The organism is Streptomyces sp. (assembly GCF_035645055.1).
GTDB lineage: Bacteria > Actinomycetota > Actinomycetes > Streptomycetales > Streptomycetaceae > Streptomyces.
The window spans coordinates 26,318-43,444 of the sequence record NZ_DASQNH010000019.1 but is presented as its reverse complement, the minus strand read 5'-3'; the positions used below and the strand labels follow the sequence as shown (position 1 = coordinate 43,444).

Here is a 17,127-nt window from a genome sequence, read left to right as displayed (position 1 = left end):
GAACGGACGGCCTCCGCTCAGCCCCGGGCTCAGCCCTGGGCCCGTAGCGCCGCCAGCTCCGACTCGCGCTGGGCGACCTCGGCCAGCAGCTGCTCGGCGATCTCGTCGAGGAGACGGTCCGGGTCGTCCGGCGCCAGCCGCAGCATGCCGCCGATCGCGCTCTCCTCCAGCTCCTTCGCGACCACCGAGAGCAGCTCCTTGCGCCGGGCCAGCCAGTCCAGCCGGGCGTACAGCTCCTCGCTGCGGCTCGGACGCCGCTCTTCGGGCACCGGCCCGGCGGCCCACTCCTCGGCCAGCTCCTTCAGCAACGCCTCGTCGCCCCGGCCGTAGGCGGCGTTGACGCGGGTGATGAACTCCTCGCGCCGCGCCCGCTCGCCCTCCTCCTGGGCCAGGTCGGGGTGAGCCTTGCGCGCCAGCTCGCGGTAGAGCCGGCGGGCCTCCTCGCTGGGGCGCACCCGCTGCGGGGGCCGTACCGGCTGGTCCGTGAGCATCGCGGAGGCCTCCGGGAACAGGCCGGCACCGTCCATCCACCCGTGGAACAGCTCCTCCACGGAGGGCATCGGCATCACCCGGGCGCGCAGTTCCCGCGCGGCCCGCAGATCCTCGGGATCACCGGTGCGCGCCGCCTTGGCCTCGGCTATCTCCGCGTCCAGCTCCTCCAGGCGGGCATACATCGGGCCGAGCCGCTGATGGTGCAGCCGGGAGAAGTTCTCCACCTCGACGCGGAACGTCTCCACCGCGATCTCGAACTCGATCAGCGCCTGCTCGGCCGCCCGCACGGCCCGCTCCAGCCGCTCCTCGGGCCGCGACGCGGCACCGTCGGACGACACGGACTGCGGCTGCTCAGCTCCCGGGGTGGTCACCCGACCAGCGTAGGCCACGGCCTCCGGGGCTGGATCCGCCACCCGGGGGCCTCCCTCCGGCTCCCCTCCCCTCTGCCCTCAGCCTCCCCTCCCCTCCCCTCACACCCCCATCTCCGCCTCCACCCGCCCCGCGCGGATGGCCGTGACCAGTTCCGCGTGGTCGGCTTCGGTGCGGTCGGCGTAGGTGAGGGCGAAAGCGGCCAGCGACTCGTCGAGTTCGGTGTTCTTGCCGCAGTAGCCGGCGATCAGGCGGGGGTCGGCGCTGTGGGAGTGGGCGCGGGCCAGGAGGGCGCCGGTCATGCGGGCGTAGTCGTCGATCTGGTCGGCGGCGAGGGCGGCGGGGTCGACGCTGCCCTTGCGGTTGCGGAACTGGCGGACCTGGAAGGGGCGGCCGTCGACCGTCGTCCAGCCCAGGAGTACGTCGCTGACCACCTGCATGCGCTTCTGGCCGAGCACGACCCGGTGGCCCTCGTGGAGCACGGGCGGAGCCTGGAAACCGGCGGTCGTCAGGTGGGGCAGCAGGGCCGACGGGCGGGCCTCCTTGACCTGGAGGACCAGGGACTCGCCACGGTGGTCGAGGAGAAGGACGACGTACGAGCGGGTGCCCACGCTGCCCGTGCCGACCACACGGAACGCCACGTCGTGCACGGCGTACCGGGCCAGCAGGGGGAGGCGGTCCTCGGGGAGCGTGGTCGTGTACTCCTCCAGGGCCGCCGCGACCGCCGCCGCCTCCGCGTCCGGCACCCGGCGCAGCACCGGGGGCGCGTCCACGAACCGGCGTCCGCCGTCCGGGGCGGGCTCCGTCGACTTCGCCACGAACCGTCCGCTGGTGTTGCCCCGCGCCTTCTCCGAGACCCGCTCCAGGGTGCCGAGGAGATCGTGGGCGTCGGTGTGGGAGACCAGTTCCTCGTCGGCGATGGCGTTCCACGCGTCCAGCACCGGCAGCCTGGCCAGCAGCCGCATGGTGCGGCGGTAGGCGCCCACCGCGTCATGGGCCGCCGCGCGGCAGGTGTCCTCGTCGGCGCCCGCCTCCCGGCCCGCGAGCACCAGGGAGGTGGCGAGCCGCTTGAGGTCCCACTCCCAGGGGCCGTGGACCGTCTCGTCGAAGTCGTTCAGGTCGATGACCAGGCCGCCGCGCGCGTCGCCGTACAGGCCGAAGTTCGCCGCGTGCGCGTCGCCGCAGATCTGGGCGCCTATGCCGGTGACGGGGGTGCGCGCGAGGTCGTACGCCATGAGTCCGGCGGTGCCGCGCAGGAAAGCGAACGGCGTGGCCGCCATCCGGCCGATCCGCAGCGGCGTCAGCTCGGGCAGGCGGTCGCGGCTGGACTCCTCGACCGCGGTCACCGCGTCCGGGCGGGAGGCGTCGAGGTCGAGCCGGGCGTGCGCACGCCGCGGTACCCGCTCCCGCAGCGCCTTGCCCTCCTCCTTGGACGCGCCCTGCGCGGGCCACTCGGCGAACCCGGGCACCTGGGGCAACCGCCGCGCTCCCGGTTCCCCGGCTGCCCCGGACGTCCCGGTTCCCCCGGCTCCGGCCTGCGTTCCGATGCGCGCCTTCGCATCCACCTCGGTCACAGCGACCGCCTCCCCCTCCGCACGGCACCGTGCCGTCCGACATCAGCTCGTGGCGACGACCGTACCGCCGTCCGGCGGGAGCGCGTCAGCCCTGTGGACAACTCCACAGGCGCACTCCAAAGGGTTACTCCTCAGGGGGCTCAGCTGTGGACAACCGGTGTCACGCGCGCCGCCGCGGACCGTTGGTGCCAGGTGACCGCTCCGGCCGGCCCGCGCAGGCGGGGGACTCAGGCCCGCAGGAAGGCGAGCACCGCCAGCACCCTGCGGTGCGTCTCCTGCGCCGGAGGCAGGTCGAGCTTGGTCAGGATGCTCCCGATGTGCTTGCCCACCGCGGCCTCGGACACCACCAGCTCCCGGGCGATGGCACCGTTGGACCTGCCCTGCGCGACCAGCGCCAGCACCTCCCGCTCCCGTGGGCTGAGCCGCTCCAGCGGATCGCGGCGCCGGCGCAGCAACTGCCGTACCACCTCGGGGTCGACGACCGTGCCGCCGGACGCCACCTCGCCCAGCGCGGCCACGAACTCCTCCACCTGCCCGACCCGGTCCTTCAGCAGATAGCCGACGCCGGTGCCGTCCCCGGAGTCCAGCAGCTCGGCGGCGTAGGCGCGCTGGACGTACTGGCTGAGCACCAGCACCGGCAGCGTCGGCCGTGTCGCGCGCAGCCGTACGGCGGCGTGCAGGCCCTCGTCCTGGAAGCCGGGCGGCATCCGGACGTCCGTCACGACGATGTCGGGCGTGTGCTGCCCGACCGCGGCGACCAGCGCCTCCGCGTCCCCGACGGCCGCGACCACTTCGTGCCCGAACCGGCCGAGCAGCCCGGCCAGCCCTTCCCGCAACAGCACGCTGTCCTCGGCCAGCACTACGCGCAGGGGACGGCCGTCTCGCTCAGCTCGCAAGGGATCTCCACACGCAACAGGGTCGGTCCACCGGGCGGACTGGACAGCCCGAGTCTGCCATCGAGCACCGAGACCCGGTCCGCGAGTCCCGTCAGTCCGCTGCCGCCCCCGGCGCCGTCCCGCGCCGCCTCCGCGCCGCCGCGCCCGTCGTCCCACACCTCCAGCCACAGCCGTCCCCCGGCGTGCCCGCCCCGCACCTCGGCCCGCCCGGCCCCACTGTGCCGGGCCACGTTGGCCAGCGCCTCACACACCACGAAGTACCCGGCGGCCTCGACCGCCTGCGGTACCCGCCCCGGCAGCTCCAGATCCACGTCCACCGGGACCGCGGACCGGTCGGCGGCGTCGGCGACCGCCGCGCCGAGCCCGTAGTCGGCGAGCACCTGGGGGTGGATGCCGTGGATGAGTTCCCGCAGTTCGCCCAGGACCCGCCCGGCCTCCTCGTGCGCCCGGGCGAGCTGGTCGGCGAGCGGCCCGGGCGGGGCGTCGAGCCGGGCCAGTCCCAGGGTCATCGTCAGGGCGACCAGGCGCTGCTGGGCCCCGTCGTGCAGATCCCGTTCGATCCGGCGGCGTTCCGCCTCGAAAGCGTCCACCAACCGCACCCGGGACCGGGTCAGTTCGACCACACGAGCGTCCAGTTCCCCCTCCCGCGAGGTGAGCAGCAGCCGCGCCAGCCCGGCCCGCGCGCCCGCCGCGCCCCCCAGCGCATAGCCGCCCACGGCCAGCAGCAGCAGCCCGAGGACGGCGACCGCGCAGGCGGACGGCCAGCCGGTCACCGTCCACAGCTTGACCACCTTGGCCTCCCGCCCGTCCCCGGCGGTGGCCATCAGCAGCGGAGTCGCGGTGACCGCCAGCGGCACCAGCAGCCCCGCGGTGACCAGCAGCGCGTCCAGCGGCCACAACAGGCCCGCGTAGAGCAGCGCGTGGCCCAGCTCCTGCCAGGTCGCCCGCTCCCGCAGCCGAGTCGTCAGCCACGCCCACAGCCCGGCCGCCGCCGGCTCGCGATGGCACCGCGGCACCGGCTCGGCGTCGACGAGCCGCAGCCGCCACCGCTCCGCCCACGCCACCGGGATCCCGGCGAGTGCCAGCCCCACCAGCAGCGGCAACCCGACCAGGACGACGGTCAGCACCCCGCCGGCGACGGCGAGACTCACCAGTGCCACCAGCACGACGGCCCCGGACACGGCCCCGGTCAGCAGATATCCGGCCGCCCGCCAGGGCCAGGCCGACAGCAGGAAGCCCGGCCGGGCCATGGCCTGCCAGAGAGTGCGGGGGTCGGGGGAAGGGCGCATGCCCGCCACCGTAGAAGCCGCGTCCGCCCCGTCTCCATACGGCCAGAGGTCTTCCGGGGGTATGGCCGGCCCTACCCCCTTTCTCGTCCCTGCCGCACTGCGCCCGGCGGCCCCCGCGCGATTTCGTGGAGCCCTCACGAGATCACCGGCACCCGGTCAACCGACATCCGTTCAACCGGTGCCGGATCACCGAATCGCCGGATCGCCGAATCACCGGAACACCGAATCACCGGATCGCCGGACACCGAATCACCGGAACACCGGAACACCGGAACACAGAACACCGACACCACGGGGGACCCCATGACCCAGACCGCCGCCGCCGTCCGGCTGCACGCCGTCACCAGAAGGCATGGCACCGGCGACCACGCCGTCACCGCGCTCGACGACGTCTCCCTCGCCTTCCCCGAGGGCACCTTCACCGCCGTCATGGGCCCCTCCGGCTCCGGCAAGTCGACCCTGCTCCAGTGCGCCGCGGGCCTGGACCGTCCCACCTCCGGATCGGTGAGGCTCGGCGGCACGGAGCTGACGAGCCTGAGCGAGCGGCGGCTGACCCTGCTGCGCCGGGAGCGGATCGGTTTCGTCTTCCAGGCCTACAACCTGCTGCCCTCGCTCACCGCCGAGCAGAACGTCGCGCTGCCGCTGCGCCTGGCCGGCCGGCGCGTCCCCAGGGCGCGGGTGCGCGAGGCGCTGGACCGGGTCGGGCTCGGCGAGCGCGTCCGGCACCGGCCCGACCGGCTCTCCGGCGGCCAGCAGCAGCGCGTCGCCCTCGCCCGCGCCCTGATCACCCGCCCCGACGTGCTGTTCGCGGACGAACCCACCGGCGCCCTGGACTCGCTGACCGGCCGTCAGGTGCTGGGGCTGCTGCGCGACATGGTCGACCGGGACGGCCGGACGACCGTCATGGTCACCCACGACCCGGTGGCCGCCGCCCACGCCGACCGCGTGGTCTTCCTGGTCGACGGCCGCGTCCACGGCGAACTGACCGGCGCCACCGCCGACACCGTCGCCGCGCACCTGACCACCCTGGAATCCGTCACCGCCCCGCACGCCCCGGCCGCCCGGGAGACCCAGCCGTGCTGATCACCGCCCTGCGCACCCTCCGCGCCCGCTGGGTCACCTTCGCGGGCGGCTTCGTCGCCCTCGCCCTGGGCGTCGCCGTGCTCACCGTGACGGGCCTGGCCCTCGCCTCCTCCCTGGAAGCCCCAGGCCGCGCGCCGGAGCGGTTCGCCGCGGCTCCGGTCGTCGTCCAGGGCCAGGACACCTTGCGCGTCCCCACCCCCGTCGGCGACCGCGTCCACCAGCTCGCCCACCCCCGCCCGGTCCCCGAAGAGGCCGTCGCCCGCCTGAGGGGCCTCGGCCGAGTCGTCGCGGACCGCACCTTCCCCGTACGGGCGGCGGACGGGACCCGGCTGACCGGCCACCCCTGGTCGATCGCCGCGTTCACCCCGTACCGACTGACCGCGGGCCGCGCCCCCGAGGCGCCCCACGAGGTCGTCGCCACCAGCCCCCGCGCCCGCCCCGGCGACCGCCTGCGCACCGATCACGGCACCCTGCACGTCGTCGGCACCGCCGAACCCGCCACCGCCCTGCGCGAAGCGGCCCTCTTCGTCACCGACGCCCGCGCCGCCGCCCTCGCCCCGGCCGCGCCCGCCCGGTTCGTCGTGGACGCCGCCCCGGCCGCGGTCCGCGCGGCCGTCGCGGACGCCCCCGGTGTCCAGGTCCTCACCGGCGACGCCCGCCGCGTCGCCGACCCGGACCCGGACCGCGACGCCGAGGCCCGCACCGCGATGAACGCCCTGTTCGGCACGGCGGGCGGGGTCACCGCGTTCGTGTCGGTGTTCGTGGTGGCGTCGACGTTCGCCTTCACGGTGGCCCAGCGCCGCCGCGAGTTCGGCCTGCTGCGCACCGCGGGCGCGACACCCGGTCAGCTGCGCCGCATGGTGGCCTCGGAGGCGCTGCTCGTCGGGCTGCTCGCCGCGGCCACCGGCTGCGCGCTCGGCGGCCGGGGCGCCCCGCACCTCGCCTCCTGGGTGGTCGACGCCGGTCTCGCCCCGGCCTGGTTCGAGATCGGCACCCGCACCTGGCCGTACCACCTGGCCTTCTGGACCGGTCCGCTGGTCGCGCTGCTCGGGGTGGCCGCCGCGTCCTGGCGGGCGGGCCGCACCGCTCCGACGCGGGCGCTGCGCGAGGCGTCCGTGGACGCCGGGACGCGCACCCCGGGCCGACTGCTGTGCGGCGCCGCCCTGCTGCTGACCGCGGCCGTCACCCTGGTCCTCGCCCTGGCCGGCGACCCGGGGGAACTGCTGCACCGCAAGACCTATGTCACCCGCCCCATGCTGCTGATCACCGCGGTCGCGCTGCTCGCTCCGGCCCTGCTTCCCCCGCTGTTCCGGCTGCTGGTCCGGCTGCCCGGGGTGACCGCGCTGCTGGTGCGGGAGAACGCCGCCGCGGGAGTGCGCCGTACCGCCGCCGTCGCGGCCCCCGTCCTCGTCACCGTCGGCCTCGCCGGTTCTCTCCTCGGCGCGACCGCGACCGTGCGGGCGGCGAAGTCCGCGGAGACGCGCGCGCAGACCGCCGCCCACTTCGTCGTCACCCCGCGCGGGGACACCGCGCTCGACCCGGCGACCCTGCGCCGACTCCGCACGATCCCCGGCACCACCGTCTCGGCGACCTCGCCGAGCGCCGTGTACGCCTTGGAGGAGGGCGTGGCCCTGATCAGGTCCGAGGCCCGCGCGGCCGTCCCGGACGCCCTCGCCGCGACCAGCCGCCTGCCGCTGGCCGCCGGACGCGTCACCGACCTCGACGACGGCTCGATCATCGTCAACGAGGAGTGGGAACGGCACCGCGTGGGCGACCGGGTCGGCGTCTGGCTCGGCGACGGCACCCGGCGCTTCCTGCGCGTCGCCGCGGTCCTGCGCACCGGCACCGGCGACAACGGCGTCTACGTCACCCCGGCCAACGCCCCGGGCGCCCGCCCGGACCGGGCCGACGTACGCCTCACCGCGGACACCGACCCCACCACCGCGGCCACCGCCCTGCGCGCGGCGGCGGGTCCGTCCGCCGAGGTCCGCACCACGGACGAGTGGATCCGCGCCACCCACCCCGAGTCCAGCCGTACCACCCGCCACGGTCTCCACCTGGTCCTCGGCATCGCCCTGCTCTGCACCACCCTCGCCCTGGTCAACACGGTGATCATGGCCACCTCCGACCGCGCCCCCGAACTGGCCGCGCTCCGGCTGGCCGGGGCGACCCGCGCGCAGACCCTGCGCCTGGTCGCGGCCGAGGCCCTGGCGGTGGTGGCCGTCGGTGGGCTGCTGGGCCTGCTGGTCGCCCTGCTGAATCTGCTCGGCATGCGCGGCGCCCTCGCGCTGCTGGAGGTCCCGGCCCCCGTCCGGCTCCCCTGGCCGGCCCTCGGCGCGATCCTCGCCGCCTGCGCGGCCCTCGCGGTGACCGCCTCCGTGACGTCCGCCGCACTGACCCTGCGCCGAAGGGCCTGAAACCAGCCACAGACGAAAGCCCGCAGGCCCAGACCTGCGGGGCCCACAGTCCCTGGGCGGGATCAGGGGGACCCACCCGACCCCGCGCCACCGCCCCTTGCCCATCCCCCAGGACTGAGACATCAGTCACACACCGAGACACAGTCCCGAACACGCGAAAGTCCCGCAGGTCCGAGACCTGCGGGGCTTCCAGCTGTGCGCGAGGGGGGAGTTGAACCCCCACGCCCTTGCGGGCACTGGAACCTGAATCCAGCGCGTCTGCCTATTCCGCCACCCGCGCATTGGGTGTGTCCTCCGGCTCCGTTCCTTTCGGCGCGGCGCCTTCCGACACGCAGAACATTAGCACGCTGTCCGGGGTGGATTCACATCCGTTCTCCCCGCCCCCTCCGGCCCCGGGCCGTTGCCGTCACGTATCAACCTCGTACCGGTCCCGCCCGTCTGCCCAGGAGCCGGACCGAGTCCACAGCCCGGTGCGGGACACTTGTTTGCAGCCGCCTCTACGATCCTTGGCAGGAGCTCGAAGGGGCCCGGCAGGGAACCTCGCAGGCGTCGGCACGCGTTCGACACCCGTCGACCGGGCTGACAGGGGGAACCAGCCGATTCACGGGCGCGTGGATACGATCAGTAAGCAGTACCGGGTAAGCAGTACACACGGCAGCACGCACGGCCGTACACAGGGCAGTAGACAGAACAGCAGGCACGACAGCACGCACGGCAGTACGCAGGACGGCAACGACGGAGGAGGTGCCCCATGGGAGTCCTGAAGCGTTTCGAGCAGCGTCTCGAAGGTCTGGTCAACGGCACCTTCGCCAAGGTCTTCAAGTCCGAGGTGCAGCCCGTGGAGATCGCGGGAGCGCTCCAGCGCGAGTGCGACAACAACGCCACCATCTGGAACCGCGACCGCACCGTCGTCCCCAACGACTTCATCGTCGAGCTGAGCACCCCCGACTTCGAGCGGCTGAGCCCCTACTCGGGGCAGCTCGGCGACGAACTGGCCGGCATGGTCCGCGACTACGCCAAGCAGCAGCGCTACACCTTCATGGGCCCGATCAAGGTCCACCTGGAGAAGGCCGACGACCTCGACACGGGCCTGTACCGGGTGCGCAGCCGCACGCTCGCCTCCTCCAGCAGCCAGCAGCAGCCCCCCGCGTCCGCCGCCCCGCCCGCCGGCCGCCCCGGCGGCTACGGCTACCCCCCGGCCGCCCCCGCGGGCGCGCCCCCCATGCCTGCCGCCCCGCCGCCCGGGGCCCGCCCCGGCGGCTACGGCTATCCGCCGGCCGCGGCCGGCCCGCGTCCTCCCGCCGCGCCGGCGGCCGGCGGACGCACCCGCTACTGGATCGAGATCAACGGCAGCCGCCATCAGATCTCCCGCGCGACGCTGGTGCTGGGCCGCAGCACCGATGCCGACGTGCGGATCGACGACCCCGGCGTGAGCCGCCGGCACTGCGAGATCCGGACCGGAACGCCCTCGACGATCCAGGATCTCGGGTCCACCAACGGCATCGTGGTGGACGGGCAGCACACCACCCGCGCTACGCTCCGCGACGGCTCGCGGATCGTCGTGGGCAGCACCACCGTTATCTATAGGCAAGCCGAAGGGTGATCCGGGGGCAATGTCAGAGCTGACCCTCACGGTCATGCGGCTGGGTTTCCTGGCCGTACTGTGGCTGTTCGTGATCGTGGCCGTGCAGGTCATCCGCAGCGACCTGTTCGGTACGCGCGTCACCCAGCGCGGATCCCGGCGGGACGCCGGCCGGCCGCAGCAGACCGCAGCACGCCAGGCGCCGCCGCAGCAGCGCCAGCAGCCCGCGGGCGGCCGCGCCCGCCGCAACGCTCCCACCAAGCTGGTCGTGACCGAGGGCACCCTCACGGGCACCACCGTCGCGCTCCAGGGCCAGACCATCACGCTGGGCCGGGCGCACGACAGCACCATCGTGCTGGACGACGACTACGCCTCCAGCCGGCACGCCAGGATCTACCCGGACCGGGACGGCCAGTGGATCGTCGAGGACCTCGGGTCCACCAACGGCACGTACCTGGACCGGTCCCGCCTCACGACTCCGACGCCGATCCCGCTGGGTGCGCCGATCCGCATCGGCAAGACCGTCATCGAGCTGCGGAAGTAGTGCTACGTCATGAATGAGCGCGAGCGGAGCGAGCACGCAGCGGCGGTCCACACCCGGGGCCCCGGCGCGCTCCCGACCGGAGGGTGGGCAGTGTGGCTCGACACGATCGGCTGTACCCGGAGCCGACGGGCGAGGTGCGCATGAGTCTGTCACTGCGCTTCGCCGCCGGATCGCACAAGGGCATGATCCGCGAGGGCAACGAGGACTCGGGTTACGCGGGCCCCCGGCTGCTCGCCATCGCCGACGGCATGGGCGGCGCCGCCGCCGGCGAGGTCGCCTCCTCCGAGGCGATCTCCACCATCGTCGCCCTCGACGACGACATCCCCGGCTCCGACGTGCTCACCTCGCTCGGCGCGGCCGTGCAGCGGGCCAACGACCAGCTGCGGCAGATGGTCGAGGAGGACCCGTCCCTGGAGGGCATGGGCACCACGCTCACCGCCCTGCTGTGGACCGGCCAGCGGCTCGGCCTGGTGCACGTCGGCGACTCGCGCGCCTACCTGCTGCGCGACGGCGTCCTCACCCAGATCACCCAGGACCACACCTGGGTGCAGCGGCTGGTCGACGAGGGCCGGATCACCGAGGAAGAGGCCACCACCCACCCGCAGCGCTCCCTGCTGATGCGCGCGCTGGGCAGCGGCGACCACGTGGAGCCCGACCTGTCGATCCGCGAGGTCCGGGCCGGCGACCGCTATCTGATCTGCTCCGACGGGCTGTCCGGGGTCGTCTCCCACCAGACGATGGAGGACACCCTCGCCAGCTACCAGGGACCGCAGGAGACCGTGCAGGAGCTGATCCAGCTCGCGCTGCGCGGCGGCGGCCCCGACAACATCACGGTGATCGTCGCGGACGTCCTCGACCTGGACACCGGCGACACCCTCGCCGGGCAGCTGTCCGACACCCCGGTGGTGGTCGGCGCGGTCGCCGAGAACCAGCACCAGCTGTCCGACAACGGGATCATGCAGACCCCCGCCGGCCGCGCCTCCGGCCTCGGCCGCCAGGTGCCCGGCCAGGGCGGCGGCGGCGAGTTCGGCCCGCCCGGTTCCGGTGACACCACCGGTTTCATCCCGGCCGACGGCTTCGGCGCCTACGACGAGGACGACTTCGTCAAACCCCGCAAGGGCCGCAGGTGGCTCAGGCGGTCCTTCTACGGCGTCCTGGCGCTGGCCGTGGTCGGCGGTGGCCTCTACGGCGGCTACCGCTGGACCCAGACCCAGTACTACGTGGGCGCCAACGGAGAGCACGTCGCCCTGTACCGCGGCATCAGCCAGGACCTGGCCTGGGTGTCGCTGTCCGAGGTGGAGAAGGACCACCCGGAGATCGAACTCAAGTACCTGCCTCCCTACCAGCGGAAGCTGGTCGAGGGGACGATCACCGAGGGCAGCCTGAAGAACGCCCGGGCGAAGATCGACGAGCTGGCCGTGCAGGCCTCCGCGTGCCGCAAGCAGGTGGAGCGGCGCGCCGCCGAGCGCGAGAACAACGCGCGCACCGGCGAGGGCGAGGCCGGCGGCACCACGGGAACCACCCGCATCTCCGTCACGTCCAAGGCATCGCCGAGCCCCTCGGTGTCCCCGAACCCGTCCGCGTCCGCGACCCCGACCGCCACTCCCAGCCCCGGCCCCAGCCTCTCGGAGGAAGAGCAGAAGGTCGTCTCGCTGTGCGGTAAGCAGTAGGCAAGCCGTGAGAGGCCCTGTCACACGATGAGCAGTACTACCAACACGTCGACGCACCACACGTCCACGATCGGCTCCATCGGTACGCCGAGCCGCCGCAACACCGAGCTGGCCCTGCTGGTCTTCGCGGTGGTCATCCCGGTCTTCGCGTACGCCAATGTGGGCCTCGCGATCAACGAGCAGGTGCCGTCCGGTCTGCTGAGCTACGGCCTGGGCCTCGGCCTGCTGGCCGGTATCGCCCATCTCGTCGTACGGAAGTTCGCGCCGTACGCGGATCCGCTGCTGCTGCCGCTGGCCACCCTGCTCAACGGGCTGGGACTGGTCGCGATCTGGCGGCTGGACCAGTCGAAGCTGCTGCAGTCGCTGCCCACCTTCGTCACGGCCGCGCCCCGGCAGTTGCTGTACACCGCGCTGGGCATCGCCCTGTTCATCGTGGTGCTGATCTTCCTGAAGGACCACCGCGTCCTCCAGCGCTACACGTACATCTCGATGTTCGTGGCGCTGGTGCTGCTCGTCCTGCCGCTGGTGCCGGGTCTGGGCACCGACGTCTTCGGCGCGAAGATCTGGATCCGCATCCCCGGCCTGGGCACCCTCCAGCCCGGTGAGTTCGCCAAGATCGTCCTTGCCGTCTTCTTCGCCGGCTACCTGATGGTGAAGCGGGACGCCCTGGCGCTCGCCAGCCGCCGCTTCATGGGCCTGTACCTGCCGCGCGGCCGCGACCTCGGGCCGATCGTGGTCGTCTGGGCGATCTCGATCCTCATCCTGGTCTTCGAGACCGACCTCGGCACCTCGCTGCTGTTCTTCGGAATGTTCGTCATCATGCTGTACGTCGCCACCGAGCGGACCAGCTGGATCGTCTTCGGTCTGCTGATGTCCGCGGTCGGCGCCGTCGGCGTGGCGAGCTTCGAGCCGCACATCCAGCAGCGGGTGGACGCCTGGCTGGACCCGATGGGCGAGTACATGCTCTCCCGGCAGGGTGTCGTCGGCCACTCCGAGCAGGCCATGCAGGCCCTGTGGGCGTTCGGCTCCGGCGGCACGCTCGGCACCGGCTGGGGCCAGGGCCACTCCGAGCTGATCCGCTTCGCCGCCAACTCCGACTTCATCCTCGCCACCTTCGGCGAGGAGCTGGGCCTGGCCGGCGTGATGGCGATCCTGCTGATCTACGCCTTGATCGTGGAGCGCGGTGTGCGCACCGCCCTCGCCGCCCGCGACCCGTTCGGCAAGCTGCTCGCCATCGGCCTGTCCGGCGCCTTCGCGCTCCAGGTCTTCGTGGTGGCCGGCGGCGTGATGGGCCTCATCCCGCTGACCGGTATGACGATGCCGTTCCTCGCGTACGGCGGTTCGTCCGTGCTGGCCAACTGGGCGCTGATCGGCATCCTGCTGCGGATCAGCGACACCGCGCGCCGCCCGGCCCCGTCCCCCGCCCCCAACCCCGACGCCGAGATGACCCAGGTGGTCCGCCCGTGAACAAGCCCCTGCGACGGATCGCGATCTTCTGCGGGCTGCTCATGCTGACCCTGCTGATCCGTGACAACTGGCTCCAGTACGTCCGCGCGGACGAGCTGGCATCGGACACCGACAACCGCCGGGTGGCCATCGAGCGCTACGCCACCCCGCGCGGCGACATCATCGTCGACGGCAAGGCCATCACCGGCTCCAAGAAGGCCGAGCGCGGCGACTTCGAGTACGTCCGCACCTACAAGGACGGCCCCATGTGGGCGCCCGTCACCGGCTACGCCTCCCAGGCCTTCGGCACCAACCAGCTGGAGAACCTGGAGGACGGCATCCTCACCGGCAACGACGACCGGCTCTTCTTCCGCAACACCCTCGACATGCTCACGGGTGAGAAGAGGGAGGGCGGCAACGTGGTCACCACCCTCAACGCCGCCGCCCAGAAGGCCGCGTACGAGGGGCTGAAGGAGCGCGGCAAGGGCGCCGTCGCCGCGATCGAGCCGTCCACCGGGAAGATCCTGGCGCTGGCCTCGTACCCGTCGTACGACCCGTCGACGATCGCCGGCTACTCCGACGACGACCAGAAGGCCTGGAACAAGCTCCAGAAGAAGAACAACCCCGACGACCCGATGCTGAACCGGGCCCTGCGCGAGACCTACCCGCCGGGTTCCACGTTCAAGGTCGTCACCGCCGCCGCCGCGCTGGAGTACGGCAAGTACCCGGACCCGGACGAGCCGACCGACACCCCGCTGCCGTGGATCATGACCGGCACCACCACCCCGCTGAAGAACGACGGCAACCACCCCTGCAAGAACGCCACCCTGCGGGTCGCGCTCCAGTGGTCCTGCAACACCGTCTTCGGCAAGGTCGGCTCCGAGATCGGCAACGACAAGATGCTGGAGAAGGCCAAGGACTTCGGCTTCACCTCCGAGCAGTTCACCCCGGTGCGCGCCAACGCCTCGGTGTTCTCCGAGGACATGGCGCCCTCCGAGGTCGCGCTGTCCTCCATCGGCCAGTTCAACACCGCCGCGACCCCGCTGCAGATGGCCATGGTCGCCTCGGCGGTCGCCAACGACGGCTCCCTGATGAAGCCGTACATGGTCGACAAGCTCCAGGCGCCCAACCTCGACACCATCGAGCAGACGGACCCGGAGGAGCTGAGCCGGCCGCTGTCGGAGGAGAACGCGCAGAAACTCCAGTCGATGATGGAGACCGTCGTCGAGGAGGGCACCGGCGGCACCGCGAAGATCGACGGCGTCAAGGTCGGCGGCAAGACCGGTACCGCCCAGCACGGCGTGGACAACAGCGAGAAGCCGTACGCCTGGTTCATCTCCTACGCCAAGCTCAGCGACGGCAGCTCCCCGGTCGCCGTCGCCGTGGTGGTCGAGGACGAGGACGCCGACCGCGGTGACATCTCCGGCGGCGGTCTCGCGGCCCCCATCGCCAAGAGCGTGATGGAGGCCGTCATCGGCAACCGGAAGTGACCCCGCTCACGTCCCCTTCACATCGGTGCACGTTGCGATACCGGTCCTGTATCGGGTGACGGGCTTGGCCAGGTCACACAAAGCGAGCCGGGTACGGTAGGGCCCGGACGGCACCTCCGACCGCACGAGTGCGCGGTCGGGACCGACGGAGAGGGCTGGTAGGAAGCTATGGAAGAGCCGCGTCGCCTCGGCGGCCGGTACGAGCTGGGCCCGGTGCTCGGCCGTGGTGGCATGGCGGAGGTTTACCACGCGCATGACACCCGGCTCGGACGCCAGGTGGCGGTGAAGACGCTGCGCGCGGACCTCGCGCGCGACCCGTCCTTCCAGGCCCGGTTCCGCCGGGAGGCCCAGTCGGCCGCCTCGCTCAACCATCCCGCGATCGTCGCGGTCTACGACACGGGCGAGGACTACATCGACGGGGTCTCGATCCCGTACATCGTCATGGAGTACGTCGACGGCTCCACGCTCCGGGAACTGCTGCACTCCGGCCGCAAGCTGCTGCCGGAGCGCGCCATGGAGATGACCATCGGCATCCTCCAGGGCCTGGAGTACGCCCACCGCAACGGCATCGTCCACCGCGACATCAAGCCGGCGAACGTCATGCTGACCCGCAACGGCCAGGTCAAGGTGATGGACTTCGGCATCGCCCGCGCCATGGGCGACGCCGGGATGACCATGACGCAGACCGCGGCCGTGATCGGCACCGCCCAGTACCTCTCCCCGGAGCAGGCCAAGGGCGAGCAGGTCGACGCGCGGTCGGACCTGTACTCCACCGGCTGCCTGCTCTACGAGCTGCTGACGGTGCGCCCGCCGTTCGTCGGAGACTCCCCCGTCGCCGTCGCCTATCAGCACGTGCGGGAGGAGGCCCAGCCGCCGTCGGTCTTCGATCCCGAGATCACGCCCGAGATGGACGCGATCGTACTGAAGGCCCTGGTCAAGGACCCGAACTACCGCTACCAGTCGGCCGACGAGATGCGCGCCGACATCGAGGCGTGCCTCGACGGCGCCCCCGTCGCGGCCACCGCCGCGATGGGCTCCGTGGGCTACGGCGGCTACCCCGACGAGCAGCCGACGACGGCCCTGCGCTCCACCGACGGCGGCGCCACCTCGATGCTGCCCCCGATGAGCCCGGACGACGGCGGCTACGGCTACGACGACCGCCCCGACCGGCGCCGCCAGAAGAAGTCCAGCACCTCGACGGTCCTGCTGGTCGTCGCGGCGGTCCTGGTCCTCGTCGGCGCGATCCTCATCGGCAAGTTCGCGTTCAGCGGCGGGGGCGTGGGCAACGACAAGGTGGCGGTGCCCCAGTTCGTCGGCCTGAGCAAGGCCGACGCGGAGAAGCGGGCCGTCAACTCCGATCTTCGGCTGACCTTCGAGGAGAAACCCTGCGAGGAGCAGCCGAAGGGCAACGTCTGCGAGCAGAGCCTGCCGCAGGACGCCGAGGTCGAGAAGGACTCCACGGTCAACCTGGTCATCTCCACCGGCGCGCCCAAGGTCGCCGTGCCCAGCGTGATCGGCGACAGCCTGGAGGACGCCAAGGCGCGGCTGGAGGACGACAAGTACGGCTTCAAGGTCGAGACGGAGACCAAGGAGTCCCCGGAGGAGCCCGGCACCGTCCTCGACCAGGACCCGGTCTCCGGCCAGGAGGTCGAGAAGGGCTCCACGATCACGCTGATCATCGCCAAGGAGAAGGAACAGGCGACGGTCCCGCCGGTCTCCGGTTCCTGTGACGAGGCGAAGGCCCAGTTGCAGGCCAACGGACTGGTCGGCAACTGCACCGACGTCCCGACCACGGACCCGAACCAGGAGGGCAAGGTCATCGAGACCACCCCGACGGCCGGCACCGCGGTCGACCCGGGCTCGACGGTGACCATCAAGATCGGCAAGCTCCAGCAGCAGAAGACCAAGGTCCCGGACGTCCGCAACAAGACGGTGGGACAGGCGAAGCAGGAGCTGGCCGCGGCCGGGTTCACCAGCATCCAGTTCGCGGGCGGCAGCGACCAGAGCGACACCGCGCTGGTGATCGACCAGGACCCGGACGGCGGCAACGAGGTCGACAACCCGGGCCAGACGACGATCACGCTGATGACCGTGGGCTTCGGCGGAGGCAACGGCAACGGCGGAGGCAACGGCAACGGCGGAGGCGGCCTCTTCGGAGGCGGCGACGGCGACTGACGCCCCGCTCCTGTCACGGGAGAGTCCCGGCAGCCCGCGCGGGCTGCCGGGACTCTCCCGTGTGGGGCGAGGTGACTCCCGTGTCGCGAGGTGACCCCCG

General features: G+C 72.6%; 12 protein-coding genes and 1 tRNA gene. 8 read left to right on the top strand and 5 right to left on the bottom strand.

Annotated elements, in window-relative coordinates; all coding sequences use genetic code 11:
* Nucleotides 1-29: 29 nt before the first annotated feature.
* The 4 genes from VE614_RS05885 to VE614_RS05870 all read right to left on the bottom strand — a co-directional run bounded on the left by VE614_RS05885 (nt 30) and on the right by VE614_RS05870 (nt 4,581).
* Entirely contained in the window at nt 30-863 is an 834-nt protein-coding gene (locus VE614_RS05885) for a hypothetical protein (protein WP_324933106.1), read from the bottom strand.
* Nucleotides 864-962: 99 nt separating this feature from the next.
* Nucleotides 963-2,435 (bottom strand): DUF2252 domain-containing protein, encoded by a 1,473-nt coding sequence (locus VE614_RS05880; protein ID WP_414719526.1) that lies wholly within the window; start codon nt 2,433-2,435, stop codon nt 963-965.
* Nucleotides 2,436-2,662: 227 nt separating this feature from the next.
* Nucleotides 2,663-3,295 carry a response regulator transcription factor gene (locus tag VE614_RS05875; protein ID WP_324933255.1) on the bottom strand — a complete coding sequence of 211 codons (633 nt, stop codon included), beginning with the start codon at nt 3,293-3,295 and terminating at the stop codon, nt 2,663-2,665.
* On the bottom strand, nt 3,295-4,581 hold the full coding sequence (locus VE614_RS05870) for a sensor histidine kinase (RefSeq protein ID WP_324933252.1): 1,287 nt from the start codon (nt 4,579-4,581) through the stop codon (nt 3,295-3,297). Before VE614_RS05870 ends, VE614_RS05875 begins: the two co-directional genes overlap by 1 nt.
* 342 nt (nt 4,582-4,923) lie before the next feature.
* Here VE614_RS05870 and VE614_RS05865 point away from each other — a divergent pair, with 342 nt between their 5' ends.
* Entirely contained in the window at nt 4,924-5,703 is a 780-nt protein-coding gene (locus VE614_RS05865) for an ABC transporter ATP-binding protein (protein ID WP_324933100.1), read from the top strand.
* The gene (locus VE614_RS05860) at nt 5,697-8,120 is read left to right on the top strand and encodes an ABC transporter permease (protein ID WP_324933097.1); all 2,424 of its coding nucleotides are present in this window, start codon (nt 5,697-5,699) and stop codon (nt 8,118-8,120) included. The genes VE614_RS05865 and VE614_RS05860 overlap by 7 nt, the downstream gene beginning before the upstream one ends.
* A 196-nt stretch (nt 8,121-8,316) precedes the next feature.
* On the opposite strand, the gene VE614_RS05855 is transcribed toward VE614_RS05860, so the two are convergent.
* Nucleotides 8,317-8,400 (bottom strand) — tRNA-Leu (locus VE614_RS05855).
* A 471-nt stretch (nt 8,401-8,871) separates the two neighbouring features.
* Between VE614_RS05855 and VE614_RS05850 the strand changes: the two genes are divergently transcribed.
* The 6 genes from VE614_RS05850 to pknB all read left to right on the top strand — a co-directional run bounded on the left by VE614_RS05850 (nt 8,872) and on the right by pknB (nt 17,027).
* A complete protein-coding gene (locus tag VE614_RS05850) occupies nt 8,872-9,723 on the top strand; it encodes a DUF3662 and FHA domain-containing protein (protein WP_324933094.1) in 852 nt (283 codons plus the stop codon).
* A 10-nt stretch (nt 9,724-9,733) separates the two neighbouring features.
* Nucleotides 9,734-10,246: an FHA domain-containing protein FhaB/FipA gene (locus VE614_RS05845; RefSeq protein WP_324933091.1), complete on the top strand. Its 513-nt coding sequence runs from the start codon at nt 9,734-9,736 to the stop codon at nt 10,244-10,246.
* A gap of 140 nt (nt 10,247-10,386) precedes the next feature.
* A complete protein-coding gene (locus VE614_RS05840; RefSeq protein ID WP_414719530.1) occupies nt 10,387-11,916 on the top strand; it encodes a Stp1/IreP family PP2C-type Ser/Thr phosphatase in 1,530 nt (509 codons plus the stop codon).
* A 27-nt stretch (nt 11,917-11,943) separates the two neighbouring features.
* Nucleotides 11,944-13,383, top strand: coding sequence for an FtsW/RodA/SpoVE family cell cycle protein (locus tag VE614_RS05835; protein ID WP_324933086.1), 1,440 nt, complete (start codon nt 11,944-11,946; stop codon nt 13,381-13,383).
* On the top strand, nt 13,380-14,852 hold the full coding sequence (locus VE614_RS05830) for a penicillin-binding protein 2 (protein WP_324933083.1): 1,473 nt from the start codon (nt 13,380-13,382) through the stop codon (nt 14,850-14,852). The genes VE614_RS05835 and VE614_RS05830 overlap by 4 nt, the downstream gene beginning before the upstream one ends.
* A 168-nt stretch (nt 14,853-15,020) precedes the next feature.
* Nucleotides 15,021-17,027 carry a Stk1 family PASTA domain-containing Ser/Thr kinase gene (pknB, locus tag VE614_RS05825; protein ID WP_324933080.1) on the top strand — a complete coding sequence of 669 codons (2,007 nt, stop codon included), beginning with the start codon at nt 15,021-15,023 and terminating at the stop codon, nt 17,025-17,027.
* Nucleotides 17,028-17,127 lie beyond the last annotated feature (100 nt).

Coding starts and splice junctions, on each gene's coding strand:
- VE614_RS05845 (WP_324933091.1), top strand. CDS start 9,734: ATGTCAGAGCTGACCCTCACGGTCATGCGGCTGGGTTTCCTGGCCGTA.
- VE614_RS05865 (WP_324933100.1), top strand. CDS start 4,924: ATGACCCAGACCGCCGCCGCCGTCCGGCTGCACGCCGTCACCAGAAGG.
- pknB (WP_324933080.1), top strand. CDS start 15,021: ATGGAAGAGCCGCGTCGCCTCGGCGGCCGGTACGAGCTGGGCCCGGTG.
- VE614_RS05850 (WP_324933094.1), top strand. CDS start 8,872: ATGGGAGTCCTGAAGCGTTTCGAGCAGCGTCTCGAAGGTCTGGTCAAC.
- VE614_RS05835 (WP_324933086.1), top strand. CDS start 11,944: ATGAGCAGTACTACCAACACGTCGACGCACCACACGTCCACGATCGGC.
- VE614_RS05840 (WP_414719530.1), top strand. CDS start 10,387: ATGAGTCTGTCACTGCGCTTCGCCGCCGGATCGCACAAGGGCATGATC.
- VE614_RS05870 (WP_324933252.1), bottom strand. CDS start 4,581: ATGGCCCGGCCGGGCTTCCTGCTGTCGGCCTGGCCCTGGCGGGCGGCC.